Below are 26,654 nucleotides of genomic sequence, written 5' to 3' on the forward strand. Positions count from 1 at the left end.
CTCCGGCGCGGAATCACTTGGCTTTCTTTTTCCCGGGCGTCTCGTCCTCTGCGTCGCTGTATCCGTAGCCGTACCCATAGCCGTAGCCGTAGCGCCCGTAGCCATACGAGTCGGGACCCTTCGTGGGAACCATGGTCATGACGACACCGGCGACCTTCGCACCGACGTTCGCCAGAGCGGTGATCGCGCCCCGCACCTGCGCTTTGTGAGCCCGGCCTGCTGCAACCATGAGCAGCGCGCCGGTGGTGTTGTTGGCGAGGATCGCCGCATCCGTCACCGGCAGCAGTGGCGGCGCGTCGAACAGGATGGTGTCGAAGGACTTCTCGAAACTCTGGATGAGGGAGACCATCGCCTTGGAGCCGAGGAGTTCACTCGGGTTCGGCGGAATCCGGCCGGCCGGCAGAACGTAGAGGTTGGTTTCTCCCCACCGCTGGATCACGTCGGTGGGCTGGGCACGCCCGACCAGGACATCGGTCAGACCGGCGCCCCCTTCGAGACCCAGGTAGGCCGCGACCTTCGGTTTTCTCAGGTCGGCATCCACCAGCAGCACGCGCTGACCGGACAACGCGATCACGATCGCCAGGTTGGCGGCAGACGTGCTCTTGCCCTCACCCGGGATGGACGACGTGATGACGAAGCTCCGTTCGCTCCCTACGTTCAGGAATTGGAGGTTGGTGCGGAGCGTTCTGAACGATTCGGCACGCGGGCTGCGCGGGTCGTCCTTGACCACGAGCGGATTCTGAGTCGTCCTGCTGTCGAACGCGACCCCGCCGATGATCGGTGCGTCGGTGATCTGCTCGACATCCCGCTCGTTGCGGACTCGGGTGTCGAGTGTTTCGCGGAGTACCGCTGCACCGATGCCGAGGGCGAGACCGATGAGACCTCCGAACGCGATGTTCAACGGCACGTTCGGGGTGAAGGGACTCCGCGGGACAGTGGCCTGCTGAAGCACCGTGATCTTGACCGGCTCGATTCCCTCGGCGTTCACGGGCACGAGATTGGAGACCGTGTTCTGGAAACTCGACGCGACGGCGTTCGCGATCTCAGCGGCTTGCCGAGGATCGGAGTCGACCGCTGTGATCTCTACGATCACGGTGTCGATGGGAGATGTCGCGGTGACTCGACGCGCCAACTGGTTCACGTCCGTCTGGAGTCCCAGTGACGCGATGACCGGCTGGAGCACCACCGGCGTGGTCACGATGTCGGCGAAAGACTTCACCTGGCTTTGCGCGAAAGTGCCACCCTGGGTCAATTCACTGACAGATCCAGAAGACTGCACCGAGACGAAGACCTTCGAGGTCGCTTGGTAGTCCGGTGTCTTCGTCAGGGAGTAGGCCGCACCGATGGCCACGCCGAGAAGCGACAGCGCCACGATGAAGATCCATCCTTTTCGCAGCACCCTGATGTAATCGCGCAACTCCACGCAGACGTCCCTCTCCCCACACGACCCAGGCCAGGTCTAGTAATACGAGCTAAGCCTCTCACACACCGTCGGTCGACCTTCAGCAGAGCTGTGCCGCCCCTGTGCCTTGCCCACGGTACGGCAGAGGCGCGGCTGGGTGCGCATCGTCGGTGACCTTGTTTACGATGCCGAGACCAACTCTTAACGAACACGACACGTCCGCTGACCACCTGAACCGGCTGCTTCCTTACTCTGGATCTATGAAGCCCCGCTTCCGGCGCACCTCTGCCCCCACGATGAGAACGCTGCTGACGGCAGGGGCGGTGACGATATTCGTGGGGCTGGTGGTCGCGATCGTCGTGGCCGCGTTGATCCCACGCCAGAGCGTCAGTGCCGACAGCGCCGACCTTCAGTCTCCTCCCATCACCTCGACTCCCTCACAGGAGAGCGACGATTCGCCCATGGTCACGTTCTTGGGAGACTCGTATACGAGCGGCTCGAAGATGGACTCCGGGGCGGACCACCGCTATCCGGCCCTCGTCGGCGAGGCCCTCGGGGTTCGGGTCCGTGCCGCAGGGTTCGGAGCGGCGGGTTACGTGACTCCCGGAACAGCTCGGAAGACCTTCTCAGGACTGCTCCCGAGGATCCACGTGGATTCGGACGTCGTCGTCATTTTCGGCAGCCGGAGCGACAAAGACGGCTACCAACCCACCTACGACGCCGCCTTGCAGATGTACCAGAGCATCCGGGCCCGCTTTCCGGAGATCGTCATCGTCGCGGTGAGCCCGGCACCCGTGGAGGCCGACATACCGCAGACCATCACGGATGACATCTCCGCCATTCACGACGCGGCAACGGCGGCCGGCGCCACCTTCGTCGACGCATCGACCTGGTTGAACTCCGGGACTCCCGGCATCATCGGCAAGGATCACTTCCACCCGACCGATGCCGGTCACCGTCACCTCGCTGAGCTGTTCACGCCGGTCGTCCAGGCCGCCCTGGAATCACGCGCGCCCTGACGGATTCATCTGCTCGCAATCCGCAGGCAACATTCGTTTACCCGCGAGAAACAGCGGCCTCGGTATCGTCTAGCCATGGGGACAATCGAGTACGAAGACGAGAAGCGAGCTCTGGTTCACACGGGGGATGCCGCAAGGCCGGTGGCCCGTCTGTACCACCTGAAGGACGGCTGGCACATGAAGCTGGCGCACCTTCACACCGGCAAGGCCTGGTTCGGGCCGTTCGAATCCGCTGAACAGGCACTCGCGGCGATCGCCTGAGTCCTGCTGCTAGAGCGGCGCCTGAACGATGTCGAATCGTCCAGGCGCCGCTCTGGCCTGCTCAGACGAGGCGGGCCTCGAACCGTCGTCGCAGTCGTCCACTCGGGGTCTCCACGAGCGTGTACACGATCTGCGCGACCACGAGGGTGGCCAGCAACGACACCAGATCTCCGATCAGCGGATTCACGAGGACGTTCTCGACCAGGTTGAGGACGATCCGGTGGAACAGGTAGATCGAGAATGACAGCACGCCGATGCGGACGACGACTCTGCTGTTGAGAACTCTGCCCACGACACCACCCGGTCGGGTGATGACGAACCAGAAGATCGGCACGAGACACAGGCATTGCACGGTGTCGGCAATACTCAGCCGGAACATCTGCGAGGGCACCAGTGCCGACAGCACGAAGATCACGACCGCGACTGAGGCGATCGGTGCGATCCGCTTCTCGATCCAACCGGACAGCCGACCAGACCCCAGCAGCCGGTCGCCCAGCGAAGGGTTCCAGAGCAGGGCCATGGCCGTCCCGAAGATGAGACTGTCTATCCGGGTGTCGGTGGACACATAAAGGCGGTCGAAACTCGCACCGTTGAGGCCCAGGAAGATCCTCCACAGCGGAACGACGAAAGCCAGCCCGAGAAGGGTCCAACCGATTGATCGCATCGATGCCCGGAGCTTGAACAGGACGAGAAGCACGACCGGCACCACGAGGTAGTAATGCTCCTCGACCGCGAGAGACCAGAACTGGGTCGTGTCCGGAGGAAGACCGTCTCGACCGACGATCACCATGTAGTAGTTGGTGTAGTTGAAGATCTCGGCTAAGACTCCCCAGCCGTTCGTGCTCGCCTCCACGAGGCCCGCGGCGCCGACGAGGACCGCGACCAGGATGGCCAGGTAGGCCGGCGGCAGGATTCGCAGTGCGCGCCTGAGGTAGAACCTCGAGAGCGAGATGCGCCCGGATCGACCGTACTCACGACGCAGCAGAGTCGTGATGAGAAATCCGCTCAGAAAGAAGAAGATGGTGACGCCGACGTGGCCCGGCCAGAATCCCGTGCCGATGCCCGTGGCGCTGTGCCCCACGAAGACCGTGAGAACGGCGATGGCGCGAAGCCCGTCGAGCGATGGAATGGTGAACGAGCCGTGCGTGTGATTCGTGGGCAATGCTGGCAAGGTACCCCCTAGGACGCGTATGGGTTCAGACTAAAGCTTCGTGATGCCCGCGCACTGCCGTCGCGGGCATCTGGCCGGTTACTATGACTCGAAACCTTGGGGGGTACTTGGCCGAGATAACGAGACAGCCGTTCCGATCCGACATCCAGGGCCTGCGAGCCGTTGCTGTGGGCCTCGTCGTTCTCTATCACGCGTCATTGCCCGGCTTGACGGGCGGTTATGTCGGCGTCGACGTCTTCTTCGTCATCTCCGGATTCCTCATCACGAACCATCTGCTCTCCAGCTTGCTCGGCCACGGGCGGATCCAATTCCCGAGCTTCTACGCGAAGCGAGCACGACGCATCCTGCCTGCTTCCCTGGTCGTCGCTGTACTCACTGTCGTCGCGGCGGTGATCTGGATTGCGCCCCTGCAGCTCAAGAGCACGTTCCAGGATGCGATCGCGACAGTGCTCTACGTGCCGAACATGCTCTTCGCCTTCCAGAACACCGACTATCTGGCCGATCACACTCCCTCTCTCTTTCAGCACTACTGGTCGCTGGGCGTCGAGGAGCAGTTCTACCTGGTCTGGCCGGCTCTCCTGGCGGCGGGCTTCCTCCTCGTCCGTCGATCGGAACGACGCCTCTTCTGGGGCCTGGTGGTCGTGGTGGCGGTGTCGTTCGCGATCGGGCTCTACCTGACGTCGGCGGCGCAACCGTGGGCGTTCTTCTCGCTGCCCACTCGCGCATGGGAGTTGGGGGTCGGCGGACTCCTCGCATTCGCGACGTCGTCGCGGCGCTGGAGCCCGTCGCCGGCAGTCGCTCGAATCGGGGGCTGGGCAGGTGTGGCAGGTCTGCTGGCCGTTGCTGTGTTCTATACGGATGCCACCGTGTTCCCCGGCTTCGCAGCGGTGGCACCTGTGGCTTCGGCTGCGGCGATCATCTACTTCGGCGGGCGAGGCGTGCGCGGCGACCCGGGGGTTCTTCTGCAGCTCAGGGGGATGGTGTTCATCGGGACCATCTCGTACTCGCTGTACCTGGTGCACTGGCCTGCCCTGGTCATTCCGGCTCAAGCGGGTGGCATTGAGCGAACGCTGCCCCTGTGGCTGAGCCTCGGGATCGCGATCGCGTGCGTACCACTCGCGTGGGCTCTCTACCGGTTCGTCGAAGTACCGGGCCAGAAGTGGAACGTCCTCAAGGCCGCTCGACCGAGACGGACTCTTGTGGCTGTCGCCACCGTGTCCGTTCTGATCGTCGGGACGTGCGGCGCCGGGATCGTACTCGTGGCGCGGACTCCACTGCAATCCGACGAATCCGCGGCGGCTCCGACGTTCGACGCCCCACCGGACTTCACGTCGTACGTTCCGGACAATGTCGTGCCGAAGCTCACTGCGGCTGCAGCGAGCAACCCGACGATCTACGCGTCCGGCTGTCACGTCGATGAAGCAACGACGACCCCCAAGGGTTGTGAGTTCGGCTCGGATGATTCCGCCCCGCTCGTCGAGCTGTTCGGCGATTCGCATGCCGCACAGTGGTTTCCCGCGCTCGACAGGCTCGCCGACGACGGCGTGATCAGACTGCGAGTCGACACGAAGAGCTCGTGTCCGTCATTCGAGATCGCCAAGCTCGAAGACGGAGTGCCGTACGTCGCGTGCGACGAGTGGCGGGCCGCAGTCCTGTCAGAGCTGAAGACCGTGAAGCCGGATGTGGTGATTCTCGCGAACTACGCGCGCAGCGCCGGGTTCGCCCAGACCACTGACTTCGTGAGCGACTGGCGGTCTGGTATCCAATCGACGGTGGAACAGCTTCCTGAGACATCACAAGTCTTCGTGATGTCGGACACTCCCACGATGCCGTTCAACCCCGCGGTCTGCCTCTCCGCCCATCTCCACGATGCCGACGCCTGTGGCGTGGACCGAGCAGACGCCGTCGACGACGCTCTTCACACCGCGGAGAAGTCGGCGACGGACGGGGCCGGGGCCCGATACGTCGATCTCACAGACCACATCTGCTCGCCCTCACGATGCGAGCCCATCAGCGGAGACGTTCTCATCTACCGCGACGACAACCACCTCACGCCTCAATTCAGCGAAGGTCTCTCGGCAGCGCTGGCCGAGAACCTCGATCTGGGTCGACAGTAAGGCTCCTCAGACGCCGAGATATTTACGGAGGATGATTTCCATCGTGCGCAATCGCCACCGCACCCGGATCATCGTGACACCGTCGGCACGCAGCCGCTCTGCGGAGTCCTTGGTGAGCCTCTCGGGGCCTGCCGGCCGCTGCCAGCCGCCGACACCGCGGTAGACACCCACGATCTTCGGGCGTGCGCTGTCAGAGCCGAACTTGTGATGCGCGTACTGAGTGACAGTGGTGTCGGACATGGCTGGTCTCCTCCTCGGTCCGCTGGACCGGAGGGCGAAGACGAACATCGGCTTCGGCCCAGCATCCGTGCCGGAGAACGTAGGGATTCCCCAGCGACACCCGCAGACTATGACCGCCACCCACGGAAGACCAGAGGCGGCGGGGGGCAGCTGTGTAAATTCCACATTAAAAGGGAGTGGGACGACCTCCCGTCGAACCACCGGACCTTCGTCGACGAGCTCCGGTCAGGATCCGTGTGCGGGATTGCGACACCCGCAGGGCAGGGAACCGATTCCCGAATAGTCCTCCACCCTCACCTGACATTCGGCAGGACGAGGAACCAGGTTGAACGCCCTGCGCAGTGGGCTCTGGTTTCGAGGCGTGATGATTGCGGGGTGTTCACACTCGTTGCAGAAGTTGTTCATGCCGTCGATGGCGGGGTCGACCACCGGCTTTCCGGGTATGTGACCGGTTGTGGACGAGGCCAACCAACGCTCCTTCACTCCTGCGCACGACGTTGTTCACGCGAAGCCCCACGCTACTGAGAATCAACACCTGTTGGTATCCCCCGTTGTCGGGGTGTCTCGATGGCGCAGGCCGATAGCAGCGCGTCAGGCCGATGGTCACGAAGATTCCCGCCTACAACGAGATCTCGCCGCCGGAATGATTCCAATTGCTTGGCAGGTACCCCCCGATCGCGGTTCACTCGACTATGGACCCCATCTTCTGGATACCGATCGGGCTGATCTTCGCCATCGCCATCGGCATGACGTTCTACGCGTACTGGCGCGGGGAGAAGTCCAAGCTCGACGTCGAGAAGCGAGCCGAGCTCGAGGCCGAAGCCGGCACCGAACCCGAACCCGAACCCGGGCAGCAGGGAAGAACGGCCCGGTAATGCCGACCACGACCGATCAGCTCCTGGGGGTGCTCGGGGTCGACCGGATCACGCCCGTCTTCCAGCCGATCGTCGACATCGACAGTGGTGCCCTCGTGGCGAGCGAGGCACTGACCCGGAGCCGCCGGGGCGACGTGCCGGTCTCCCCCATCGACCTCTTCGCCGAGGCGAGGCGGCTCGGGCTCACCAGCGAGCTCGACACGCTGTGCTTCTTCAGCGCCGTCGATGCCGCGCAGGCACAGGGGATGACCGAGGCGAACTCCCTCTTCGTGAACATCGAACCGGAGAGTCTGGCGGCGGCTTCGCATATAGAGGACGCCGATCATCCGCGGGTGATGGTGGAGGTGACCGAGCGCTCGTTGACGAGCAGCCCGGGCGATCTCCTCCGCACCACCGGAGCGCTCCGGCAGCTCGGCCACGGCATCGCGATCGACGACCTCGGCGCCGAGCCGGCCTCGCTGGCGCTGCTGCCGCTCATCCGGCCCGACGTGATCAAGCTCGACATGGCCCTCATCCGCCGCAACGACCCTCGCCACGCGGCACGCATCATGACCGTGGTGGCCGGTTACGCCGAGCGGCAGGATGCCGTGATCCTCGCCGAGGGCATCGAGACCGACAAGCATCTGGCCACCGCGCGGGCGATGGGGGCGACGCTCGGCCAGGGCTGGCTCTTCGGGCGGCCCGACGAGCACTTCGACTCGAGAGCGGCAGGCGTGCTGGTGGGTTCCGCCGACTCCCGCGCAGTTCGCCCACCGGATGCCGGGGGCGGGCTCACCCCGTTCGACATCGTCAGCGAGGCGGTCGTTCCGCGCCGAGGCGACCGGGAGCTGTTGGTGAACGTGAGCAAGCACCTGGAGGAGCGAGCCGCCGAGGGCCGGGACACGGCGGTGCTGCTGACGACGTTCCAGGCTGAGGACAACGTCACCGCCCAGACCCGGGAACGGTACGAGCGGCTCATCGCCAGCGGATGCCTTCTGACCGTGTTCACCGCGCGCCGCACGGCCGCGTTCTCGGCGCCGTCGCGCAACGTGGTGATCGCAGACGGCGACCGGCTCACGACGGAGTGGGACGTCATCCTGCTCACCGCCGACTACGCAGCCGCGCTCACCGCGCGGGAGATCGACGTCTCCCGGCATCGGCAGGGCGACTACGAGTTCTGCCTCACGACCGACCGCGATCTCGTGTCGAAGGCCGCGGTGTCGCTGCTCACCGGGAGGCCGTAGGGGCTGGCCGTCTGCCGGAGGGCCGACCCGGCGACGATGGTCAGAGGCGGGCGCGGTCGGGCACCTCGCGGGCGAGCAGCAGGGCCACCGCACCGAGGAGGGTGCCTGTGACGCGGCGCTGCCAGAGTGCCCAGGCCGGGCGGCGGGCGAGGAAGGTGGCCACGGCGCCCGCGGCCACGACGATCGCCGCGTTCACCGTGAGGCTCACCACGATCTGCAGCGACCCGAGCACGAGGCCCTGCACGGTGGTCGACCCGCGGGCCGGGTCGATGAACTGCGGGATGAGCGTGAGATACAGGATGGCGGCTTTCGGGTTCAGCAGGTTCGTGACGAGGCCCATCCGGAACAGGCGCCCCGGGCTGTCGCGCGGCAGCTCGCGCAGGTCGAGAACGCCGCGGCCACCCGGGCGCAGGGCCTGCCATGCGAGGTACGCCAGGTAGAGAACGCCCAGCGCCTTGACGCCGATGAACAGCCACGGCACCGCCACGAACACCACCGCGAGGCCGAGGTTCGCGAGGAGCATGTAGACCACGAAGCCGACGCCGGTGCCGGCCAGCGAGATCAGGCCGGCGGTGCGGCCCTGGGCGATGGTGCGGGAGACGAGGTAGATCATGTTCGGCCCGGGGGTGAGCACCAAGACCAGGGCGGTGAGCGCCAGGGCGGCGACGGAGGCGGGTGAGAGCGGGAGCGACATCCGTTCACTCTGATGTAATGGCCTTGTGCATCTCAACCCTTACGGCGAGTACGCCGTTCAGCTGGCGCGCTCGCTGGCCGATGAGTGGCCCGACGACCGCGCCGGCATCGTGGCGCGCACGCGGGAGTTCGGCATGACGATGCCCTTTCCCGAGCACGACGACGACCACGGGCGGTGCCGGGGCGTGCTCGACGAGTGGCTGCGGGTGGTCGATGCCGTCGACCCGGATGCGCGCGCCGCTCTGCTGAACGAGCAGATGGCGGCGACTGCCGCGTATCCGCGTCTCACTGACCACGACGGCGAGGGCTGGCACCTGCACTACCGCGACGTGGACGACGACCTGCCCCACGTGCTGCAGGCGGTGTTCAGCGTGGGAACCGCACTGCATCTCACCACCCGCGGCATGGGGCGCCTCGGGCGGTGCGCATCGAGCCCGTGCACCCGGGTGATCGTCGACACGTCGCGGAACGGCACGCAGCGCTACTGCTCGCCGCGGTGCGCGAGCCGGGATGCCGTGCGGCGGCATCGGGCTCGGCTGCCGGGGCGGGCGTAGGGCGGGGGCGGGCGTTCGGGCGTAGGGCGGGGCGCGGGCGTTCAGCGCGGGGTGGTGGAGCGGGGGCGCGCATGGTCGTCGGCGGGGCGGGCGCGGGAGAATGGGGCATGGACTTCTCCCGGGGTGCGGTGCTGCTCGACGGCGGGCTCGGAACACTGCTGGAAGCGCGCGGGCACGACCTGTCCGACTCGCTGTGGAGCGCCCGGCTGCTGGCGAGCGACCCCGACGCCATCCGCGCCGCCCACGCCGAGTACTTCGCCGCCGGCGCGCAGGTGGCCATCACCGCCTCGTACCAGGTGGGGTTCGACGCCTTCGCCCGGCTGGGGTTCTCGGCGGGTGACACGGAGGACCTGCTGCGGGAGAGCGTGGCGCTGGCCGCATCCGCTCGCTCGGCGGCACAGGCGGCGGCGACGGCACCGGCGACGACGACGGATGGGCGGCCTCGGTGGGTGGCCGCGTCGGTGGGGCCGTACGGGGCCACGCTCGGAGACGGGTCGGAGTACCGGGGGCACTCGGGGTTGAGCCGGGCCGAGCTGCGCAGGTGGCACGAGCGGCGGTTCGGGGTGCTGGCCTCGTCGGGGGCGGACGTGCTGGCGTGCGAGACCATTCCGTCGCTGGACGAGGGGGCGGCGCTGGTGGATCTGGCGCGCGGATCGGGGGCCTCCGCGTGGTTGTCGTTCACCGTGGCGGGCGGGCGCTTGCGGTCGGGCGAGCCGATGGCGGAGGGATTCGCCCTGGCGGAATCGGCGGCGGAGGTGGTGGCGGTGGGCATCAACTGCTCGCATCCGGCCGAGGTGCCGGGGGCACTGGCTGCAGCCGCGAAGGTGACCGATCGGCCGGTGCTGGTGTATCCGAACTCGGGCGAGGTGTGGGATGCCGCGCGGCGGGTGTGGCGAGGGGCGTCGGGGTTCTCCGGCGGTTCGGTCGCGTCGTGGGTGGCCGCCGGGGCCGCGGGGGTGGGCGGGTGCTGCCGGGTGGGGCCGGCGGAGATCACGGCGATGCGCCACGTGGTGCACGCCGAGAGCTCGGCCGATGACCCGCGAACCCGTTAGTGCAGATGTCGAGACCTTTCGCTAAAGTCTCTAGATAGTCGAGTTACTTGTTTGGTGTAACCATGCACCGACCGTCTGGATCGTCGATGGGAGCGCCATGCCTGCACGCGTCGATGCCGTGCTCGCAGCCGTGCTGGAGCGGGATCCATCGACCCAGGTTCTCTACAACGCCGCGGTGACGCCCGACTCGCACTTTCTGGTGCAGGCGCCGGCGGGCAGCAAGATCTTCGTGCATCCGATGCATCGGCCGTTCGTGGAGTCGGTTCGCGCCGGGAGCCCTGTCGGTTCGGCAGGAAGCCCTGCCGGTTCGGCCGGGAGCCCTGCCGGTTCGGCGGAGTCGGCTCCCGCTACGCTGAAGGCGGTTCAGTAGGGTCGGAGCGGTGTCGGTGTCGACCGCACCCGTCGCATCCGTCAACAACGTGGTGCTGTACCCGATGCTCGCGTGCTACCTCGGGTGGTTCTACCGCCGGTGGGTGGCGCGGGTGGTGACCGGGGGCGGCTTCGCGCTCTCGTTCGTGGCCATCCTGCTGAACCCCTTGGATGCGGTGCTGCTCACGTGGTTCAACATCGCGCTCGCCTCGGTGTTCTGCCTGGAGGCGGCCGGGTACCTGCGCAACCGGCTCGACCGGGAGATCACCACCGACCCGCTGACCGGGCTGCTCAACCGCTCGGGCCTGGATGCGCGCATCGACCAGGAGCTGAGCCGGGCGCTGCGGGAGAACGCGGCCGTACGACTCGGTGGTGCGGATCGGGGGTGACGAGTTCCTGCTCGTGCTGCCGGCGACGTCACGGGATGAGGCGCTCGAACTGGTGATGGCTAGCCGCCGAGGTAGCGGAGGAGGCTGACCTCGTGGGTGCGGAAACGGTGGCGCACGCGGATGAGGGTGTAGCCCTCGGATCGCAGGCGCTCGGCGACCGGGCGCGCGAGGCGTTCGGCGGGGTTCGGAGGCGGGGTCCAGCCGCCGATTCCCTTGTAGACACCCACGATCTTCGGGCGGGCCTCGGGCGAGCCGAACTTGACGGCGCTGTAGCGGGTGGGGGCGTCGGTGGGATGCGGCATCCCGCTCCTTGTCTGGGGCTGTCATGGGAGCTGTGCGATCGGGCGGCGCGCCGGTAGAAGAGCGTCCGGGCGGCGGCGCAGCGGGTCGGGTGATGGTCGCCCCGGTGGGGTTCGGGGCGACCAATTCGCACAGTAGCGGGCGGCGGGCGAGACGGATGCCGCGGAATTCCCCCAGGATCGGTGGTTGTCGGGGGCCCGGCACCGAGTGCTCTACAGGAGGAGGATAGACGGATGACTGAGCCTGCGTTGGTGCCCGAGCTGCTGGTGCGCGATCTCGACGCGAGTCTGTGGTTCTGGCGGGATCTGTGCGGGTTCGGCGTGCGGTACGAGCGGCCGGACGAACGGTTCGCGTACCTCGAGCTCGAGGGCGCGCACGTGATGCTCGAGCAGGCCGGCGTGGGGCGCAACTGGGTGGCCGGAGTGCTCGAGGTGCCGTTCGGGCGAGGGGTGAACCTGCAGATCTCGGTGGGCGACGCCGCGGGGCTGGCCGGCCGGCTGGAAGCCGCCGGCATCCGTTTGTTCATGGCGGTGGAGACGAAGTGGTACCCCGTGGGCGACGCCGAGGCCGGGGTGCAGCAGTTCGTGGTGGCCGACCCCGACGGCTACCTGCTGCGCTTCCAGACCGCACTCGGGCGCCGCACCCCTGACCCACAGCGGGTTGGGTCGCAGAATGTCGTGCTCAAGGGCGGGTGAAGGTGAGTTTGCGCGACGCAACGCGAGCGCGGGTCAGGTGCAGGTGTAGAGGGTGAAGGTGGCTGCGGCTTGTTCTGCGGACCGGCTGGGCTGGGGGGACGCGTCGCCGTGGGAGGCGGTGGACCAGGTGCCGAGGGGGGTGCAGGGGTTGTCGTGCACGGCCTGGAGGAGCGGGTCGGAGGCGGACGCCGTCTGCTTGACCGCGAGCAGGCGGGTGCGGCCCGAGTCGATCATGGCGGTGAGGTCGGCCTCGGAGAAGACGGGGGCGGTTCCGGAGTAGCCGCCGTCGGTGAGCACCTCCTCGCCGGTGGTGTCGATGATCTCGGCCGAGAGCGCCCAGGAGTCGGTGACGAAGAGGGGCGCCCCGTCGTGACCGCCGCCGGCCGCGGTCGCCGCGTCGGCGAGCGCCTTCACTCCGGGAGGTTCGGTGGAGTTTCCGCCCCAGAGGGCGGGCGGAGAGATCTGGAACGGCTTCGACGGGGACTGGTTCTGGGCGGGTTTGATGCCCACGTAGGCGTCGCCGCCCGATCCGTCGCGGGTGGCGTCGAGAACCTGGGCGCTGTAGAGCGCCGGCCCGGCGAGGAGGGCGACGGCCACGGCGGCCGCGGCCACGGGCACGAGGCCACGAGGCCGTGGGCGGGGCTGCCGGTCTGGCGGGCGGCGCAGCGACAGGATGGCGGTGACGAGCGTGGCCGCCGCGGTGAGGGCCACGAGCGGGTAGGCGAGCACGGGCGGGGTGCCGCCCTCGAGGGTGAGCAGGGTCGTCCAGGCGAACTGGACGGTGACGACCACGAGGGGGATGACGCGGACGCGACGGCGGGGCGAGCGCAGCAGGCGGGCCGACTCGCGCCATCCGATGGCGGCGAGGAGGGCGAGCTGGGTGCCGATGGCCGCCACGTAGGCCGTGTGGGGCACGTGCGCCACGCTCAGGATGCCGGCCCCGGTGAGCAGCCACACCGCCACGACCAGGAGCATGGCCAGTGACGCCCGGCGCCCGGGGACGGCGGCAGAGGTGGGCGAGGCGGCCCGGCGGCGCCACCAGCGCAGGAGGAAGGCCCCGCGCCCGCGCGGCCACCAGTGCAGGAGGCCGAGCACCAGGCCCGCGAGCGCCGCCGGGTAGAGCCAGCCCACCTGGGTGACGAACATCGGGTCGAGCAGCTTCGTGAGCGAGGCGCCGGGCTCGGCCGAGGTGGAGACCGCCTTGGTGAGCGCGCTCGCCAGCCACGTCACCGGCGACGCCGACGGCAGGGCGGCCGACCCCACGGCCGAGCCCGTCATCCACGCTGTCGCCGCCGCCTGGGGCACCGCCGAGGCCGACGCCGCCCCCACCGCGCCCGGGATCGCGTGCGGAATGAGGCGGTCGATGCCGTTGAAGCCGAACACCATGGCGAAGACGTCGTCGTTCGTCGAGCCGTCGACGTAGGGGCGGTCGCCGGCCGGGATGAGCTGGATCACCGTGATCCACGCCAGCGAAGCCGCCACCGACGCGGTCGCCACCACCGCCGCCCGGCCGAGGCGCGCGCGACGCGTCGATGCGCCCCACAGCGCCGTGCCGATCACGAGCGCCGGCAGGATGAACCACGCCTGCATCATCTTGGCCTGGAACCCGACGCCCACGAACAGCGCGGTGACCAGCAGCGGCCACCACCGCCCGGTGAGCAGCGCGCGCTGCCAGAACAGCAGGGCCACGGTGAGGGCCATCGTGACGAGGCCGTCTTCCATCGGGTGGCCGAACATCGACACGAAGATGGGCATGGATGCCGCCGCGCCCGCCGCCACCAGGCCGGCACCCGGGCCTGCCCAGCGCAGGCCGATTAGCGACACCGCCCACACCGTCACCAGCCCCTCGAGCACCTGCGGGAGCACGAGCGACGAGGTCGACATGCCGAACAGGCGGATGCTCAGGGCCTGGGGCTGGGCGAATCCGCTCAGCTTGTCGAGGGTGACGGTGGCCGCCGGGTCGAACGAGCCGAAGGCGAACGCACGCCACGACTCCGACATCGAGCGCGCCGACGCCTCGTAGAAGGAGGCGTCGCCGCCGCGGGCGAGGTTCCAGACGAGCAGGGTGGCGCAGCCCGCGAGGATGAGCAGCAGGGCGACGCGGAATCGGCGGGGCTGGGTGAGCCACCGCGGGAGCGCATCCGTTCTCATGGGCGGCCTTCGGGGGTGGGGCGGATGGGGTCGGCGGCGGCCGGCGACGGGTTCGCCGCGGGGCGGCCGAGGTGGGCGGCGGTCAGGGCCGCCATGTCGGCGTCGCTGAGATCGTCGAGGGAGCGGGCCTCGCGGCGGTCGTGGCGCGACCAGCGGATGAACAGGAACACCAGCACCGGGATGTCGGCCAGTTCCGCGATGAACCAGAGCAGGTCGCCCGAGAGCTGCTGATCGCGGAGCGGGCTCGGGAACCAGGCCGGGCCACCGACCACCGAGGTGACTCCGTCGAGCACGGTGTCGCTGAGACGCAGCACGATACCGGGAATGGCGTCGAGAACCAGCTCGGCGAACGCGAGCATGAACTCGGCGGCGAGGAATAGGCCCGAGACGGCCGCTCCGCCGGCGAGCGGGATGACGACGGCCGCTCCCAGCGCGGGCACGAGCACGTCGAGCGCGTCGGAGACGGCCGGCGTGGTGCGGGCCCAGCCGGCGAGCGGCGTGAGGAAGCAACAGAACACCGCGAGCGCCAGCACGGTACCGAACACGGCGTTGCCCGTGAGCCGGGCGAGCCGTGAGGTGGCGGCGGCCTCGAGGAGGGCGCGGGCGCGCCCACGGAGGGTGTGGGCGGCGAGCTCGGCCGGCCGGCCGGTGGCGAGGAGCGCCGGCACCACGAGCAGCAGCAGGGCGATGCGGGTGCTGAACGCGAAGCGCAGCTCGCCGCTGTAGACGCCGAGGAACCCGAACTCGATCACCGCGAACGAGCCCAGGCCGAGCACCAGGAACCCCACGACACGGCGGCGCGGCCACCGGGCGGGCGCGGGGGCACCGCCCCGGAAAGCGGCTGCGCCGTCGACTCCGGCGCCGGCCGGGCGGCCACCCCGGCGGGCGCGGTCGTACCGAACGACCCCGGCCAGATACAGGGATGCGACGATCACGATCACCAGGGCGGCGACCGGATCGAACCGCCAGGTGGTGAGCGCGGTGGCGATGTCGGGCGTGGGGAGCTCCTCGGGGGCAGAGCGGGCGGGTGAGGACGTCGGTGGGCGGCCCACCCGGAAGCGTGGCACCGCCGTTCGCGGGTTCGCCGAGAGTTGACCGGGAAGCCGCCCGACGTACGTGCGGCGCTGCGGTCGGGGCGCCCGGCGCGGGATCAGACTCACCGATTGTGAGCCACGCGACACGAGACGAGACGGCCCCGGCAGCCCGGCCGGGCGCGGCGGCACGCGCACCGAGGGCGGTGCGGGTGCTGCTGCGCCCCGTGCCCCGGGGCCTCCGCCCGGAGTCGCTGCTGCTGCTCGCCACCACACTGTTCCTGGTGGGATTCGGGCTCGTGATGGTGCTCTCGGCCTCGTCGGTCGACGCTCGCATCGACTCGGGCAATTCGTTCGACGTGTTCCTGCGGCAGGGCACGTTCGCGCTGATCGGCGTTCCGATGATGCTGCTCGCCGCCCGGCTGCCGGCACGGTTCTGGCTGCGCGTGGCCTGGCCGGTGCTGGTGGCCGGATGCGCGTTGCAGCTGGTCGTGCTGCTCACGCCGCTCGGGGTGTCGGTGAACGGCAACCGCAACTGGCTCGCACTCGGCTCCTTCGGGGTGCTGCAGCCATCCGAGATCATCAAGGTGGGCATCGTGCTGTGGCTCGGAATGTTCCTCACGCGGCGGCAGGCCCGGGTGCAGGAGTTCGCCCATGGTGTGGTGCCGGCGGTGCTCGTGACCGGGCTGGCCATCGTGCTCGTGGTGCTCGGCGGCGACCTCGGCACGGCGATGATCCTGCTGCTGATCGTGATCGGCGGGCTGTTCTTCGGCGGGGTGCGGCTGCGGCACCTGCTCGTGGTGACCGGTGGAATCGCGGCGGCCGTGGCGGTGGCCGCCGTGTCGCGGCCGAGCCGGATGGTGCGCATCGAGGCGTTCCTGAACCCCTCCACCGCCGACTACGACGACACGCAGTGGCAGACCCAGAACGGATACTTCGCGCTGAGCGACGGCGGGGTGTTCGGAACGGGCATCGGGCAGTCGAAGGAGAAGTGGTCGTGGCTGCCGGCGGTCGACACCGACTTCATCTTCGCGATCGTGGGCGAAGACCTCGGGCTCATCGGCGCCTGCACGGTGCTCGCGCTGATCGTGGTGCTGGCCGTGGCCTTCCTGCGGCTCGTGCGGCAGTCGCGCACCCTGCAGCAGCGGGTGGTGACCGGGGCCGTGATGACCTGGATCGTGGCCGAGTCGCTCATCAACATCGCCGTGGTGCTGGGCCTGTTGCCCGTGCTGGGCGTGCCGCTGCCGTTCATCTCGGCCGGCGGCACAGCCCTGATCAGCTGCCTGGTGGCGACCGGCATCGTGCTCTCTCTGGCGAGGCGCGATCTAGAGTTGAGGCGTGCCGAGCCGGCGTCATCCGGTGCTGTCGGCGGGATGAGCGACGAGGAGAACTGATGGCTGAGATCGAGAGCTTCACCCTGGACCACACGGCCGTGATCGCGCCCTACGTGCGGCGCATCGGCGTGGAGCACGGGCCAGGCGGCGGAACGATCACGAACTTCGACGTGCGGCTCACGCAGCCGAACGTGCAGGACATCCCGACCGCGGGCATCCACACCATCGAGCACATGCTGGCGGGGCTGATGCGCGACCGCATCGACGGGATGATCGACATCTCGCCGTTCGGCTGCCGCACCGGGTTCCACCTGCTCATGTGGGGCGAGCCCGAGGTGGCCGATGTGGTGGCGGCGCTCACCTCGAGCCTGCGGTTCATCGCCGACGAGGCGACCGAGGCCGACATCCCCGGGGTGTCGGCGCTGGAGTGCGGCAACTACCGCGACCACTCGCTGCACACGGCGCGGGAGTGGTCGAAGGTGGTGCTCGACGCGGGGATCAGCCTCGACGCGTTCGCGCGCGTGGGGGTGTGAGGGGCGCTTCGGTGTGACGGATGGCCCCCGGGTGGTCTCGCGAGGGCCTGGCTGCGGGCGGTGCGGCGCGGGCAGGCTGGGCTGGTGAAGAAGGAGCTGCTGGCCGAGGCCGATCGCATCCTGGCGTCGCTGTCGCCCGGGAGGCGTGAGGCGGTGCGGGAGATCGTGGTGAACGCGGTGCACCGGGGCTTTCTCGACGAGCGGGCGCGGGGCTACCTCGTCGCGGCCACCCGCGGCCCTCTGCTGGCCGACGTGCTCACGGCTGCCCTGGCGGAACCGCCCACCGAGCCCTCCCCACCCGACGCACTGACCTTACCCGCGACTTCTATTACATCGCTGCGGCGATAGCTGATCAGGGCGCTTGGGAGACCGTGGAACGCGGGTTGTCGGGCGTACGGGCTGCGACCTCACGCCGTCACGGGATCCCGCCCGACGCCGAGTTGCACGGCCACGAGCTGATGGGCGGCTCCGGCGAGTGGAAGGCGCTGCGCGGAAAGCATCGAGAGGCCGCCGGCGTGTATGCGGCGTCGCTGAAGGTCGCCAGGGCCGCGGGTGTCGCCTACATCTTCCGGGGTCTCGACCTCAACCGGCTGAACGCTCGTTACTCCTACCCAGGGCAGCCCCATGGCATCGTCTTCGGTCATCTCTTGGAGCGCATCGATCAGTTCGCCGAGCGCACGAACCAGGACGAGCCGGTGATCGTCGTCGCCGACGAGATCGCCACGCAAGACGTGCACAAGCGGCAGTTCGAGAGCTACCAGTCGGTGGGAACGCCCGGCTACCGGTCCAGTCAGCTGAGCCGCATCTCCGCCCCGAGCGGCTGGTGGGTGAGATAGACCCCTGTACGGTGCACAGCTGGACCTGGGTGCCGTGACAGGGAAGGGGAAAGAACGAAGGCCCCGCGTGCGGGGCCTTCGGCTGGCGACGTGCCGGTGACCGGACCGTCGTACCGAAATTATCTCATCATCGCGCCGAGGGCGCAACGGGCGCAGTCCCCTGCCGGGGTCAGGCGTCGGGGGCGCGGTCGGGGGTGGCGGCGGGGCGCGAGGGCGTGGGGCGGAGGGTGAGGCCGAGCATGCCCGCCAGGAAGAGCACGCCGCCGATGATGTACATCGCGGCCGGGGCGCCGGGGGCCGCGATCAGGAAGAGCAGGATGATGACGCCGAGCAGCGCGACGGTGCTGGAGGGGTTGTTCAACGGAAGGGCCTTTCGGTCGATGGCGGCAGGGGCCACCCCGGCCATCCTTCTACAGCTGTCGCCGCTGAGCGAATGCGGGGTCAGGGCGCGGCCGGCGAGTCGGGCTCGAACCGGTAGCCCAGACCCGTCTCGGTGAGGATGTGCCGCGGGTGCGACGGATCGGGCTCGAGCTTCTTGCGCAGCTGGCCGATGTACAGCCTCAAGTAGCCGGTCTCGCGCACGTTCGGCGTGCCCCAGATCTCGGTGAACAGGTCGGCGTGGGTGATCAGCCGGTTCGGGTTGCGCACCAGCAGCTCGAGGATCTTCCACTCCGTGGGAGTGAGCCGGATGCTCCCCCGCCGTCCGTCGCGCGAGACCACGTGAGCCACCAGGTCGACGGTCACCCCGCTGAGCGTCACCACCGGTTGGCTCACCACGGCCGGCGACCGCCGGGTGAGCGCCCGCACCCGCGCCAGCAGCTCCTCGATGGCGAACGGTTTGGTGACGTAGTCGTCGGCGCCCGCGTCGAGCGCGTCGACCTTGTCGCCGGCGTCGGTGCGGCCCGACACCACCAGGATGGGCACCGCCGACCAGGCGCGCACCGTGCGGATGACGTCGAGCCCGTCGAGGTGCGGCATGCCGAGGTCGAGCACCAGCAGGTCGGGCGGATGCGTCGACGCCGCGGCGATGGTCTGCCGGCCGTCGGCCGCGGTGACCACATCGTGGCCCTGCGAGGCCAGCGTCACGCGCAGCGCGCGCAGGATCTGCGGGTCGTCGTCGGCGATCAGGATCCTCACGCCGCCGCCTCCGCGAGGGTGACCACCATCGTCGATCCGCCGTGCGGCGTCTCCTCGAACTCGAGGGTGCCGCCCATGCCCTCCACGAACCCCTTCGAGAGCGCGAGGCCGAGCCCGAGGCCCGTGGTGTTGTCGGTGTCGCCGAGCCGCTGGAACGGCACGAAGATGTCCTCCCGCCGATCATCCGGCACGCCGGGCCCCCGGTCGATCACCCTGATCTGCACGGTGTGCTGGAATGCCGACGCCGCCACGACCACCCGCTGATCGGCCGGCGTGTACCGCAGCGCGTTCGAGAGCAGGTTCACCAGCACCCGCTCGAGCAGCACCGGATCGGCCTGAATGGTGGGCAGGTCGGCGGGCAGGTCGAGGTCGACCTCGGCCGGGCCCACGTCGAGCTGCTCGAGTGCCGCCGGTACGACGTCGGCGAGATCCACCGGTTGCTGCGCCACCGCCAGCACCCCCGCCTGCACCCGGCTCACGTCGAGCAGGTCGGTGAGGAGGTCGGTGAGCTGCTTGAGGCTGGTCTCGGCCGTGTCGAGCAGCTCGTCGCGGTCGGCCGGCGAGAGGGTGGCTCCGGATGCGCGGAGCCCCGTCACCGCTGCCGTCGCCCCCGCGAGCGGCCTCCGCAGGTCGTGCCCCACGGCGGCGAGCAGCGCGCTCCGCACCCGGTCGGCGGCGGCGAGCGGCGCCATCTCCCGCGCGGTCTCCTCGAGGTCGGCGTGCTCGAGCGCCGAGGCGAGCTGGGCCACGATCACGCCCAGCAACCGGCGGTCGGAGGACTGCAGCGGCCGCCCGTGCAGTTCGAGCGTGGCCTCGTGGTTCACCACCACCCGGTCGCCCCCGTCCTGCCCGGCCGGCTCGCCGTCGCTCGCCAGCACCCGGTCGCCGACGAGGATGCGCACCCCCGTCAGCCCGAAGGCCTCCCGCGTGCGGGTCACGAACGCCTGGAAGGCGTCCTGCCCCCGCAGCACCTCCCCCGCCACCCCCGCGATCAGCTCCGACTCGGCCGCCGAGCGCCGAGCGGCCCGGGAGCGCCGCGCCGCCTGGTCGACCACGATCGACACGAGCACCGCGATCACCACGTAGAGCACCAGGGCGAGCAGGTGCAGCGGTTTGTCGACCGTGACCGTGTAGAGCGGATCGACGAAGAAGTAGTCGAGCGTCAGCCCCGACAGCACGGCCGCGAACAGCGCCGGCCAGATGCCGCCCACGAGCGCCACCACCACCACGAGCAGCTGGTAGCTCAGCACGTCGGAGGTGATGGAGTCCTCGTTGCGGAACGATGCGAGCAACCACGTGAGCAGCGGCCCGCCGGCCAGCGCGAGAACGAGGCCGTACACGCGGCGCCGCACCGTGAGCGAGCCGTGCGGGTGCGGCAGCGAGAACCGGTTTCCGCCGGCGGCGGAGTGGTTCACGATGTGCACGTCGATGTCGCCCGACTCGCGGATGACGGTGGCTCCGATGCCGGGGCCGGTGAGCACCGCGCCGAGCCGGCTGCGGCGACTCACGCCGATCACCAGCTGGGTGGCGTTGGAGGCCTTCGCGAACTCCACCAGAGCGGTGGGGATGTCGCTGCCCACCACCTGGTGGAAGGTTCCACCCAGGCTCTCCACGAGCGAGCGCTGAGCGGGGAGAGCGCCAGGGTCGGCCTGCCGGAGTCCGTCCTGGCTGGTGACGTGCACCGCGAGCAGCTGCCCGCCGGCCGAGCGGGCGGCGATGCGCGATCCACGCCGGAGCAGGGTCTCGCCCTCCGGCCCGCCGGTGAGGGCCACCACGACGCGTTCGCGGGCCTCCCACTTCTGGCCGATGCCGTGCTCGGTGCGGTACTTCTGCAGCGACGACTCCACCTCGTCGGCGAGCCAGAGCAGGGCGAGCTCGCGCAACGCGGTGAGGTTGCCGAGCCGGAAGTAGTTCGACAGCGCGGCGTCGATGCGGGCCTCGGGGTACACGACGCCCTCGGAGAGGCGGTCGCGCAGGGCCTGCGGGGCGAGGTCGACGACCTCGATCTGATCCGCCTCACGGAGCACCGCATCCGGGATCGTCTCGCGCTGCGGCACGCCCGTGATCTGCTGCACCACGTCGTTCAGCGACTCGATGTGCTGGATGTTGACGGTGGAGATCACGTCGATGCCCGCATCCAGCAGGGTCTCGACGTCCCGCCACCGCTTCTCGTGCGCGAGACCGGGGGCGTTGGTGTGCGCCAGCTCGTCGACGAGCGCGTAGTCGGGGGCCCGCGCGATCACCGCGTCGAGATCCATCTCCTCGAGCTCCACCCCGCGATGCGACACCCGGATGCGGGGCACGATCTCGAATCCCAGGGTCATCGCCCGGGTGGCGGCCCGCCCGTGGGTCTCCACCACGGCCACCACCACGTCCTTGCCCTGGGAGCGCAGCCGCCGGCCCTCCTCGAGCATCGCGTAGGTCTTGCCCACGCCGGGGGCGGCCCCGAGCAGAACCCGGAGCCGCCCCTGCTTCATCGCGCTCCCATCGGTCAGCCGGCCAACTGCGACAGCGCCACGTTCAGCTGCAGCACGTTCACGGTGGGCTCGCCGAGGAAGCCGAGGTCCCGGCCCTGAACGAAGGCGTCGACCAGGCCCTTCACCGCGGTCTCGTCGAGCCCGCGGGCCTTCGCCACGCGCGCCACCTGCTCGTAGGCGTAGTCGGGGCTGATGTGCGGGTCGAGGCCCGACCCCGAGGTGGTGAGCGCGTCGACCGGGATGTCGCTCTCCGCGACTCCGTCGCTCTCGGCGATGGCGGCCTTGCGGGCCTCGATCTCGGCGATGAAGTCGGGGTTCTCGGGCCCGTAGTTGCTGCCCACCGAGGCCGAGGCGTCGTAGCCGGCAGCCGAGGGCCGCGACTGGAACCACTCGGGCAGGGCATTGCCGTCGGAATCGGCGAACGACTGGCCGATCAGCGACGAGCCCACGGGCTCGCCGTCGACGGTCACCACGCTGCCGTTCGCCTGCGCCGGTAGCGCGAGCTGGCCGATGCCGAGCACGGCGACGGGGTAGGCGATGCCGAGCACGACCGTGGCGACGATCATGTAGCGCAGCGCCACCCAGTAGGGGCGGGCGAACCCGCGATTGCTTGCCATGATGATGTGTCTTCTCTCTTCAGACAGCGGTTCAGAAACCGGGGATGAGGCTGACCACGAGGTCGATGATCTTGATGCCGATGAACGGGGCGATCACGCCTCCCAGGCCGTAGATGAGGATGTTGCGGCTGAGGATGCGCGAGGCCGACAGGGGCCGGTACTTCACGCCCTTCAGCGCCAGCGGGATGAGCACCACGATCACGAGGGCGTTGAACACGACCGCCGAGAGGATGGCCGACGCCGGCGAGTGCAGGCCCATGATGTTCAGCAGGCCCAGGCCCGGGAACACCGCGGCGAACATGGCCGGGATGATGGCGAAGTACTTCGCCACGTCGTTCGCGATGGAGAACGTGGTGAGCGCTCCGCGGGTGATCAGCAGCTGTTTGCCGATGGCCACGATGTCGATGAGCTTCGTGGGGTCGGAGTCGAGGTCGACCATGTTGCCGGCCTCCTTCGCGGCGCTCGTGCCCGTGTTCATGGCCACGCCGACATCCGCCTGGGCGAGGGCCGGGGCGTCGTTGGTGCCGTCGCCGGTCATGGCCACCAGTCGGCCGCCCTCCTGCTCCTTCTTGATCAGCGCCAGCTTGTCCTCGGGGGTGGCCTCGGCGAGGTAGTCGTCGACGCCGGCCTCCTCGGCGATGGCCTTGGCGGTGAGGGGGTTGTCGCCCGTGATCATGACGGTGCGGATGCCCATCGCCCGCAGTTCGGCGAAGCGCGAGGCCATGCCCTCCTTCACGATGTCCTTGAGGTACACCACGCCGAGCAGGCGGGCCGGCTGCCCGGGCTCGCGCACGGCCACCACGAGCGGGGTGCCGCCGAGGCCGGCGATGCGGTCGGTCTGCTGCTGCAGCTCGTCGAACAGCGTGCTGCCCGCCGTGCCGCTCTCGCGGGCCCAGGCGGTGACGGCGGAGCCGGCGCCCTTGCGGATCTGGCGGCCGTCGGCGAAGTCGATGCCGCTCATCCTGGTCTGCGCGGTGAAGGGCACGATCGTGGCATCCGCCGGTATCTGAGGGCCGAGACGGCCCTCAGCGCTGGCGTCGCGGCGAAGGCCAGAAATGGCCTTCGCTTCCAGCTCCAAGCGCGCCAGATCCACGATCGACTTGCCCTCGGGCGTGGGGTCGGAGAGCGAGGAGAGCGCGGCGGCCTCCCGCAGCTCGGCGGCCGGAACACCCTCGAGGGCGATGAACTCCGAGGCGCGGCGGTTGCCGTAGGTGATGGTTCCCGTCTTGTCCATCAGCAGGGTGGTGACGTCTCCGGCGGCTTCCACGGCACGGCCCGACATGGCCAGCACGTTGTGCTGCACCAGCCGGTCCATGCCGGCGATGCCGATGGCCGAGAGGAGGGCGCCGATGGTGGTGGGGATGAGGCACACGAGCAACGCGACCATCACCGCGATGGAGGGCGCGGCATCCGAGTACCCGGCGATGGGGCCGAGCGTGAGCACCACGATCAGGAACACCACCGACAGGCTCGCGAGCAGGATGTTCAGCGCGATCTCGTTCGGCGTCTTCTGCCGGGATGCGCCCTCGACGAGCCGGATCATGCGGTCGACGAAGGTCTCGCCGGGCTTGGAGGTGATCTTCACGACCACCCGGTCGGAGAGCACGCGGGTACCCCCGGTGACGGCGCTGCGGTCGCCGCCCGACTCGCGCACCACCGGAGCCGACTCGCCCGTGATGGCCGATTCGTCGATGGAGGCGATGCCGTCGATGATGTCGCCGTCGCCGGGCACGAGCTCGCCGGCCACCACCACCACCACGTCGCCGAGCGTGAGGTCGGCCGACGCCACCTGCACCGTGGAGGCCTGGAGGGCCGCCGGGTCTTTCGTGGAGTCGTAGTTCTCGACGCGGGCGGCCATGGTGCTGGTGCGGGTTGCCCGCAGGGTGGCGGCCTGCGCCTTGCCGCGGCCCTCGGCCACCGACTCGGCGAGGTTCGCGAAGAGCACGGTGAGCCAGAGCCAGACGGCGATGGCCCAGGTGAAGGCGAGCGAGTCGCCGCCTTCGGCACCGAGGAACGGCTGCGCGACGGCGAGCACGGTGGTGAACGCCGCGCCCACCTCGACGATGAACATCACGGGGTTTCGCCACATCAGCCGCGGCGAGAGCTTTCTGAGCGCCTCGGGGAGCCCCGCGACGATCTGGGTGGAGAGGTTGGACATTACTGAAGCCCTTCGGCGAGAGGTCCGAGTGCGAGCACGGGGAAGTAGGTGAGGGCGACGACGATCACGATCACGCCCACGAGGAGGCCCACGAACTGCGGGCGATGGGTCGGCAGGGTTCCCGCGGTTGCGGGCACCTTGCCCTGCGCGGCGAGGGAACCGGCGAGGGCCAGCACCAGCACGATCGGGATGAACCGGCCGAGCAGCATGGCCACGGCGAGCGCGGTGTTGAACCACGGCGTGTTCGCCGTGAGTCCGGCGAAGGCCGAACCGTTGTTGTTCGCGGCGCTGGTGAAGGCGTAGAGCACCTCGGTGAAGCCGTGCAGCCCGGGGTTCCAGATCGACGTGCTCTCGACGTCGTCGCGGATGGCCGGGACGGCGAAGCTGAGCGCGGTGCCGAGGAGCACGAGCGTGGGTGTGGCGAGGATGTAGAGGCTCGCCAGCTTGATCTCGCGCGGGCCGATCTTCTTGCCCAGGTACTCGGGCGTGCGGCCCACCAGGAGCCCCGCGATGAACACCGTGATGATGGCGATGATCAGGATGCCGTAGAGGCCGGCGCCGATACCACCGGGCGCGATCTCACCGAGCATCATGTTGAACAGCGTCATCATGCCGCCGAGCGAGGTGAAGCTGTCGTGCATCGAGTTCACCGCCCCCGTGGAGGTGATGGTGGAGGTGGTGGCGAACAGCGTCGATCCGAGGATGCCGAAGCGCTGCTCCTTGCCCTCCATCGCGCCGCCCGCCAGCTGCGGCCCGGTGCCGGCACCGGCGAACTCGAACGCGGTGAGAGCCGCGAACGACACCAGGAAGAGCGCGCCCATGGCCGCGAGGATGGCGTAGCCCTGGCGCTTGTCACCCACCATCACGCCGAACGTGCGCGTCAGGGCGAACGGGATGGCCAGCATCAGCACGATCTGGAACATGTTCGTCCAGGGCGTGGGGTTCTCGAACGGATGCGCGGAGTTCACGTTGAAGAACCCGCCACCGTTGTTGCCCACCATCTTGATGGCCTCCTGGCTCGCCACGGGGCCGCCGGGGATGGTGGCGGTGCCGCCGGTGAGCGTGCTCACCTCGGTGAAGCCGTTGAAGTTCTGGATGACGCCGCCGGCGATCAGCACGATCGACGAGATCAGCGCCAACGGCAGCAGGATGCGGAAGGTTCCGCGGGTGAGGTCGACCCAGAAGTTGCCGATGGTTCCGGTGTTGCGCCGGGCGAAGCCGCGGATCAGGGCGATCGCCACGGCGAGTCCCACGCCCGCCGAGACGAAGTTCTGCACGGCGAGACCGGCGATCTGCACGGTGTAGCCCATGGTGACGTCGGGCGAGTACGACTGCCAGTTCGTGTTCGTCACGAACGAGGCCGCCGTGTTGAACGACAGCCCCTCCGGAACAGCCGGGAAGCCGAGGGAGTAGGGCAGCACGGCCTGAAGCCGCTGCAGGGCGTACACGAACAGCACGCCGATGAGCGAGAACGCGAGCACGCCGCGCACGTAGGCGCCCCAGCTCTGCTCGGAGTCGGGGTCGACGCCCACCACGCGGTACAGCCCCCGTTCGACCTTGAGGTCTTTCACGGAGGTGAAGGTGTGGGCGATGTAGTCGCCGAGCGGCCGGTAGGCCACGGCGAGAATGAGGGCGAGGGTCGCGAGCTGGGCGACCAGGAGCCAGGCTTCCATCTAGAACTTCTCCGGCTTCACGAGGGCGACGATGAGGTAGGCCACTCCGGCCACGCCGAGGATCGCGGCGGCCAGTTCGAGCACGATCACAGCTTTCCGACCCCCCAGGCCACGAAAGCGACCACGCCGAAGACGGCGAGGATCGCGACGATGTAAACGACGTCGAGCACTGTGTTCTCCATCCGACAGGCGCCCAGGGTGGGCGCACGGGTACGGATGACGATCCTGCTCGCCGGAGACGGCCCGATCGGCCGTCCTAACGACTTCCTGACGCGGTTCGGGCCGGCCACGGCGAAACCCTCACAGAATCCTGTCGCCGCCCATCCGCGCCGATGCGGGCGTAGGGA

General features: G+C 69.1%; 29 protein-coding genes. 14 read left to right on the plus strand and 15 right to left on the minus strand.

Going from position 1 to position 26,654, the window contains the following annotated elements:
• Positions 1 to 13: 13 nt before the first annotated feature.
• Positions 14 to 1,423 (minus strand): tyrosine-protein kinase domain-containing protein, encoded by a 1,410-nt coding sequence (locus tag ACEXOR_RS06250; RefSeq protein ID WP_374848567.1) that lies wholly within the window; start codon positions 1,421 to 1,423, stop codon positions 14 to 16.
• A 239-nt stretch (positions 1,424 to 1,662) separates the two neighbouring features.
• Here ACEXOR_RS06250 and ACEXOR_RS06255 point away from each other — a divergent pair, with 239 nt between their 5' ends.
• Positions 1,663 to 2,421, plus strand: a complete 759-nt coding sequence (locus ACEXOR_RS06255; RefSeq protein ID WP_374848568.1) for an SGNH/GDSL hydrolase family protein — start codon at positions 1,663 to 1,665, stop codon at positions 2,419 to 2,421.
• Positions 2,422 to 2,496: 75 nt separating this feature from the next.
• Complete coding sequence (locus ACEXOR_RS06260) at positions 2,497 to 2,682, plus strand: hypothetical protein (protein ID WP_374848569.1); 186 nt, start codon at positions 2,497 to 2,499, stop codon at positions 2,680 to 2,682.
• 61 nt (positions 2,683 to 2,743) lie between these two features.
• Here the strand turns inward: ACEXOR_RS06260 and ACEXOR_RS06265 are convergent, their stop codons facing one another.
• Positions 2,744 to 3,844, minus strand: a complete 1,101-nt coding sequence (locus ACEXOR_RS06265) for an acyltransferase family protein (RefSeq protein ID WP_374848570.1) — start codon at positions 3,842 to 3,844, stop codon at positions 2,744 to 2,746.
• Between the two features lie 92 nt (positions 3,845 to 3,936).
• Between ACEXOR_RS06265 and ACEXOR_RS06270 the strand changes: the two genes are divergently transcribed.
• On the plus strand, positions 3,937 to 5,970 hold the full coding sequence (locus tag ACEXOR_RS06270; RefSeq protein ID WP_374848571.1) for an acyltransferase family protein: 2,034 nt from the start codon (positions 3,937 to 3,939) through the stop codon (positions 5,968 to 5,970).
• Between the two features lie 6 nt (positions 5,971 to 5,976).
• On the opposite strand, the gene ACEXOR_RS06275 is transcribed toward ACEXOR_RS06270, so the two are convergent.
• Positions 5,977 to 6,210, minus strand: coding sequence for a hypothetical protein (locus ACEXOR_RS06275; RefSeq protein ID WP_374848572.1), 234 nt, complete (start codon positions 6,208 to 6,210; stop codon positions 5,977 to 5,979).
• Between the two features lie 692 nt (positions 6,211 to 6,902).
• On the opposite strand from ACEXOR_RS06275, the gene ACEXOR_RS06280 reads away from it, so the two are divergent.
• Both ACEXOR_RS06280 and ACEXOR_RS06285 read left to right on the plus strand, forming a co-directional pair.
• Positions 6,903 to 7,085 carry a hypothetical protein gene (locus ACEXOR_RS06280; protein WP_374848573.1) on the plus strand — a complete coding sequence of 61 codons (183 nt, stop codon included), beginning with the start codon at positions 6,903 to 6,905 and terminating at the stop codon, positions 7,083 to 7,085.
• Entirely contained in the window at positions 7,085 to 8,308 is a 1,224-nt protein-coding gene (locus ACEXOR_RS06285) for a sensor domain-containing phosphodiesterase (protein ID WP_374848575.1), read from the plus strand. Before ACEXOR_RS06280 ends, ACEXOR_RS06285 begins: the two co-directional genes overlap by 1 nt.
• 40 nt (positions 8,309 to 8,348) lie before the next feature.
• Here ACEXOR_RS06285 and ACEXOR_RS06290 read toward each other — a convergent pair whose 3' ends face one another.
• Positions 8,349 to 9,002: a LysE family translocator gene (locus tag ACEXOR_RS06290; protein ID WP_374848577.1), complete on the minus strand. Its 654-nt coding sequence runs from the start codon at positions 9,000 to 9,002 to the stop codon at positions 8,349 to 8,351.
• A gap of 25 nt (positions 9,003 to 9,027) precedes the next feature.
• Here ACEXOR_RS06290 and ACEXOR_RS06295 point away from each other — a divergent pair, with 25 nt between their 5' ends.
• The 4 genes from ACEXOR_RS06295 to ACEXOR_RS06310 all read left to right on the plus strand — a co-directional run bounded on the left by ACEXOR_RS06295 (position 9,028) and on the right by ACEXOR_RS06310 (position 11,365).
• Positions 9,028 to 9,555 (plus strand): CGNR zinc finger domain-containing protein, encoded by a 528-nt coding sequence (locus tag ACEXOR_RS06295; RefSeq protein ID WP_374848579.1) that lies wholly within the window; start codon positions 9,028 to 9,030, stop codon positions 9,553 to 9,555.
• A 107-nt stretch (positions 9,556 to 9,662) separates the two neighbouring features.
• Positions 9,663 to 10,607 (plus strand): homocysteine S-methyltransferase, encoded by a 945-nt coding sequence (mmuM, locus tag ACEXOR_RS06300; RefSeq protein WP_374848581.1) that lies wholly within the window; start codon positions 9,663 to 9,665, stop codon positions 10,605 to 10,607.
• Positions 10,608 to 10,704: 97 nt separating this feature from the next.
• Positions 10,705 to 10,977, plus strand: coding sequence for a hypothetical protein (locus ACEXOR_RS06305; protein ID WP_374848583.1), 273 nt, complete (start codon positions 10,705 to 10,707; stop codon positions 10,975 to 10,977).
• A 10-nt stretch (positions 10,978 to 10,987) separates the two neighbouring features.
• Positions 10,988 to 11,365, plus strand: coding sequence for a hypothetical protein (locus ACEXOR_RS06310; protein ID WP_374848584.1), 378 nt, complete (start codon positions 10,988 to 10,990; stop codon positions 11,363 to 11,365).
• A gap of 59 nt (positions 11,366 to 11,424) precedes the next feature.
• Here the strand turns inward: ACEXOR_RS06310 and ACEXOR_RS06315 are convergent, their stop codons facing one another.
• Positions 11,425 to 11,667, minus strand: coding sequence for a hypothetical protein (locus ACEXOR_RS06315; RefSeq protein WP_374848585.1), 243 nt, complete (start codon positions 11,665 to 11,667; stop codon positions 11,425 to 11,427).
• A 231-nt stretch (positions 11,668 to 11,898) separates the two neighbouring features.
• Here ACEXOR_RS06315 and ACEXOR_RS06320 point away from each other — a divergent pair, with 231 nt between their 5' ends.
• Positions 11,899 to 12,360, plus strand: coding sequence for a bleomycin resistance protein (locus ACEXOR_RS06320; RefSeq protein ID WP_374848587.1), 462 nt, complete (start codon positions 11,899 to 11,901; stop codon positions 12,358 to 12,360).
• Positions 12,361 to 12,393: 33 nt separating this feature from the next.
• Here ACEXOR_RS06320 and ACEXOR_RS06325 read toward each other — a convergent pair whose 3' ends face one another.
• Both ACEXOR_RS06325 and ACEXOR_RS06330 read right to left on the minus strand, forming a co-directional pair.
• On the minus strand, positions 12,394 to 14,511 hold the full coding sequence (locus tag ACEXOR_RS06325) for an ArnT family glycosyltransferase (protein ID WP_374848588.1): 2,118 nt from the start codon (positions 14,509 to 14,511) through the stop codon (positions 12,394 to 12,396).
• Complete coding sequence (locus ACEXOR_RS06330; protein WP_374848589.1) at positions 14,508 to 15,563, minus strand: cytochrome c oxidase assembly protein; 1,056 nt, start codon at positions 15,561 to 15,563, stop codon at positions 14,508 to 14,510. The genes ACEXOR_RS06325 and ACEXOR_RS06330 overlap by 4 nt, the downstream gene beginning before the upstream one ends.
• A gap of 113 nt (positions 15,564 to 15,676) precedes the next feature.
• On the opposite strand from ACEXOR_RS06330, the gene ftsW reads away from it, so the two are divergent.
• From ftsW to ACEXOR_RS06350, 4 genes are all read left to right on the plus strand, one after another.
• A complete protein-coding gene (gene ftsW, locus ACEXOR_RS06335; RefSeq protein WP_374848590.1) occupies positions 15,677 to 16,936 on the plus strand; it encodes a putative lipid II flippase FtsW in 1,260 nt (419 codons plus the stop codon).
• Complete coding sequence (locus ACEXOR_RS06340; protein ID WP_374848591.1) at positions 16,936 to 17,409, plus strand: S-ribosylhomocysteine lyase; 474 nt, start codon at positions 16,936 to 16,938, stop codon at positions 17,407 to 17,409. The genes ftsW and ACEXOR_RS06340 overlap by 1 nt, the downstream gene beginning before the upstream one ends.
• A gap of 84 nt (positions 17,410 to 17,493) precedes the next feature.
• The gene (locus tag ACEXOR_RS06345; RefSeq protein ID WP_374848593.1) at positions 17,494 to 17,757 is read left to right on the plus strand and encodes a hypothetical protein; all 264 of its coding nucleotides are present in this window, start codon (positions 17,494 to 17,496) and stop codon (positions 17,755 to 17,757) included.
• Between the two features lie 23 nt (positions 17,758 to 17,780).
• Positions 17,781 to 18,245, plus strand: coding sequence for a hypothetical protein (locus ACEXOR_RS06350; protein ID WP_374848594.1), 465 nt, complete (start codon positions 17,781 to 17,783; stop codon positions 18,243 to 18,245).
• Between the two features lie 169 nt (positions 18,246 to 18,414).
• On the opposite strand, the gene ACEXOR_RS06355 is transcribed toward ACEXOR_RS06350, so the two are convergent.
• Genes ACEXOR_RS06355 through ACEXOR_RS06390 form a run of 8 tightly spaced genes read right to left on the minus strand, consistent with a single transcriptional unit; the run spans position 18,415 to position 26,597 of the window.
• The gene (locus ACEXOR_RS06355; RefSeq protein ID WP_374848595.1) at positions 18,415 to 18,642 is read right to left on the minus strand and encodes a hypothetical protein; all 228 of its coding nucleotides are present in this window, start codon (positions 18,640 to 18,642) and stop codon (positions 18,415 to 18,417) included.
• A gap of 44 nt (positions 18,643 to 18,686) precedes the next feature.
• The gene (locus ACEXOR_RS06360) at positions 18,687 to 19,382 is read right to left on the minus strand and encodes a response regulator (RefSeq protein WP_374848596.1); all 696 of its coding nucleotides are present in this window, start codon (positions 19,380 to 19,382) and stop codon (positions 18,687 to 18,689) included.
• Positions 19,379 to 21,859 carry a sensor histidine kinase gene (locus ACEXOR_RS06365; RefSeq protein WP_374848597.1) on the minus strand — a complete coding sequence of 827 codons (2,481 nt, stop codon included), beginning with the start codon at positions 21,857 to 21,859 and terminating at the stop codon, positions 19,379 to 19,381. The genes ACEXOR_RS06360 and ACEXOR_RS06365 overlap by 4 nt, the downstream gene beginning before the upstream one ends.
• A 14-nt stretch (positions 21,860 to 21,873) precedes the next feature.
• On the minus strand, positions 21,874 to 22,476 hold the full coding sequence (gene kdpC, locus ACEXOR_RS06370; protein ID WP_374848598.1) for a potassium-transporting ATPase subunit KdpC: 603 nt from the start codon (positions 22,474 to 22,476) through the stop codon (positions 21,874 to 21,876).
• Positions 22,477 to 22,507: 31 nt separating this feature from the next.
• Positions 22,508 to 24,634, minus strand: coding sequence for a potassium-transporting ATPase subunit KdpB (gene kdpB / locus ACEXOR_RS06375; RefSeq protein WP_374848599.1), 2,127 nt, complete (start codon positions 24,632 to 24,634; stop codon positions 22,508 to 22,510).
• A complete protein-coding gene (gene kdpA, locus ACEXOR_RS06380) occupies positions 24,634 to 26,307 on the minus strand; it encodes a potassium-transporting ATPase subunit KdpA (protein WP_374848600.1) in 1,674 nt (557 codons plus the stop codon). Before kdpA ends, kdpB begins: the two co-directional genes overlap by 1 nt.
• Positions 26,308 to 26,397 (minus strand): potassium-transporting ATPase subunit F, encoded by a 90-nt coding sequence (locus tag ACEXOR_RS06385; protein WP_374848601.1) that lies wholly within the window; start codon positions 26,395 to 26,397, stop codon positions 26,308 to 26,310.
• Positions 26,394 to 26,597 (minus strand): hypothetical protein, encoded by a 204-nt coding sequence (locus tag ACEXOR_RS06390; RefSeq protein ID WP_374848602.1) that lies wholly within the window; start codon positions 26,595 to 26,597, stop codon positions 26,394 to 26,396. Before ACEXOR_RS06390 ends, ACEXOR_RS06385 begins: the two co-directional genes overlap by 4 nt.
• Positions 26,598 to 26,654 lie beyond the last annotated feature (57 nt).

Source organism: Herbiconiux liangxiaofengii (genome assembly GCF_041927335.1).
GTDB classification, from domain to species: domain Bacteria; phylum Actinomycetota; class Actinomycetes; order Actinomycetales; family Microbacteriaceae; genus Herbiconiux; species Herbiconiux liangxiaofengii.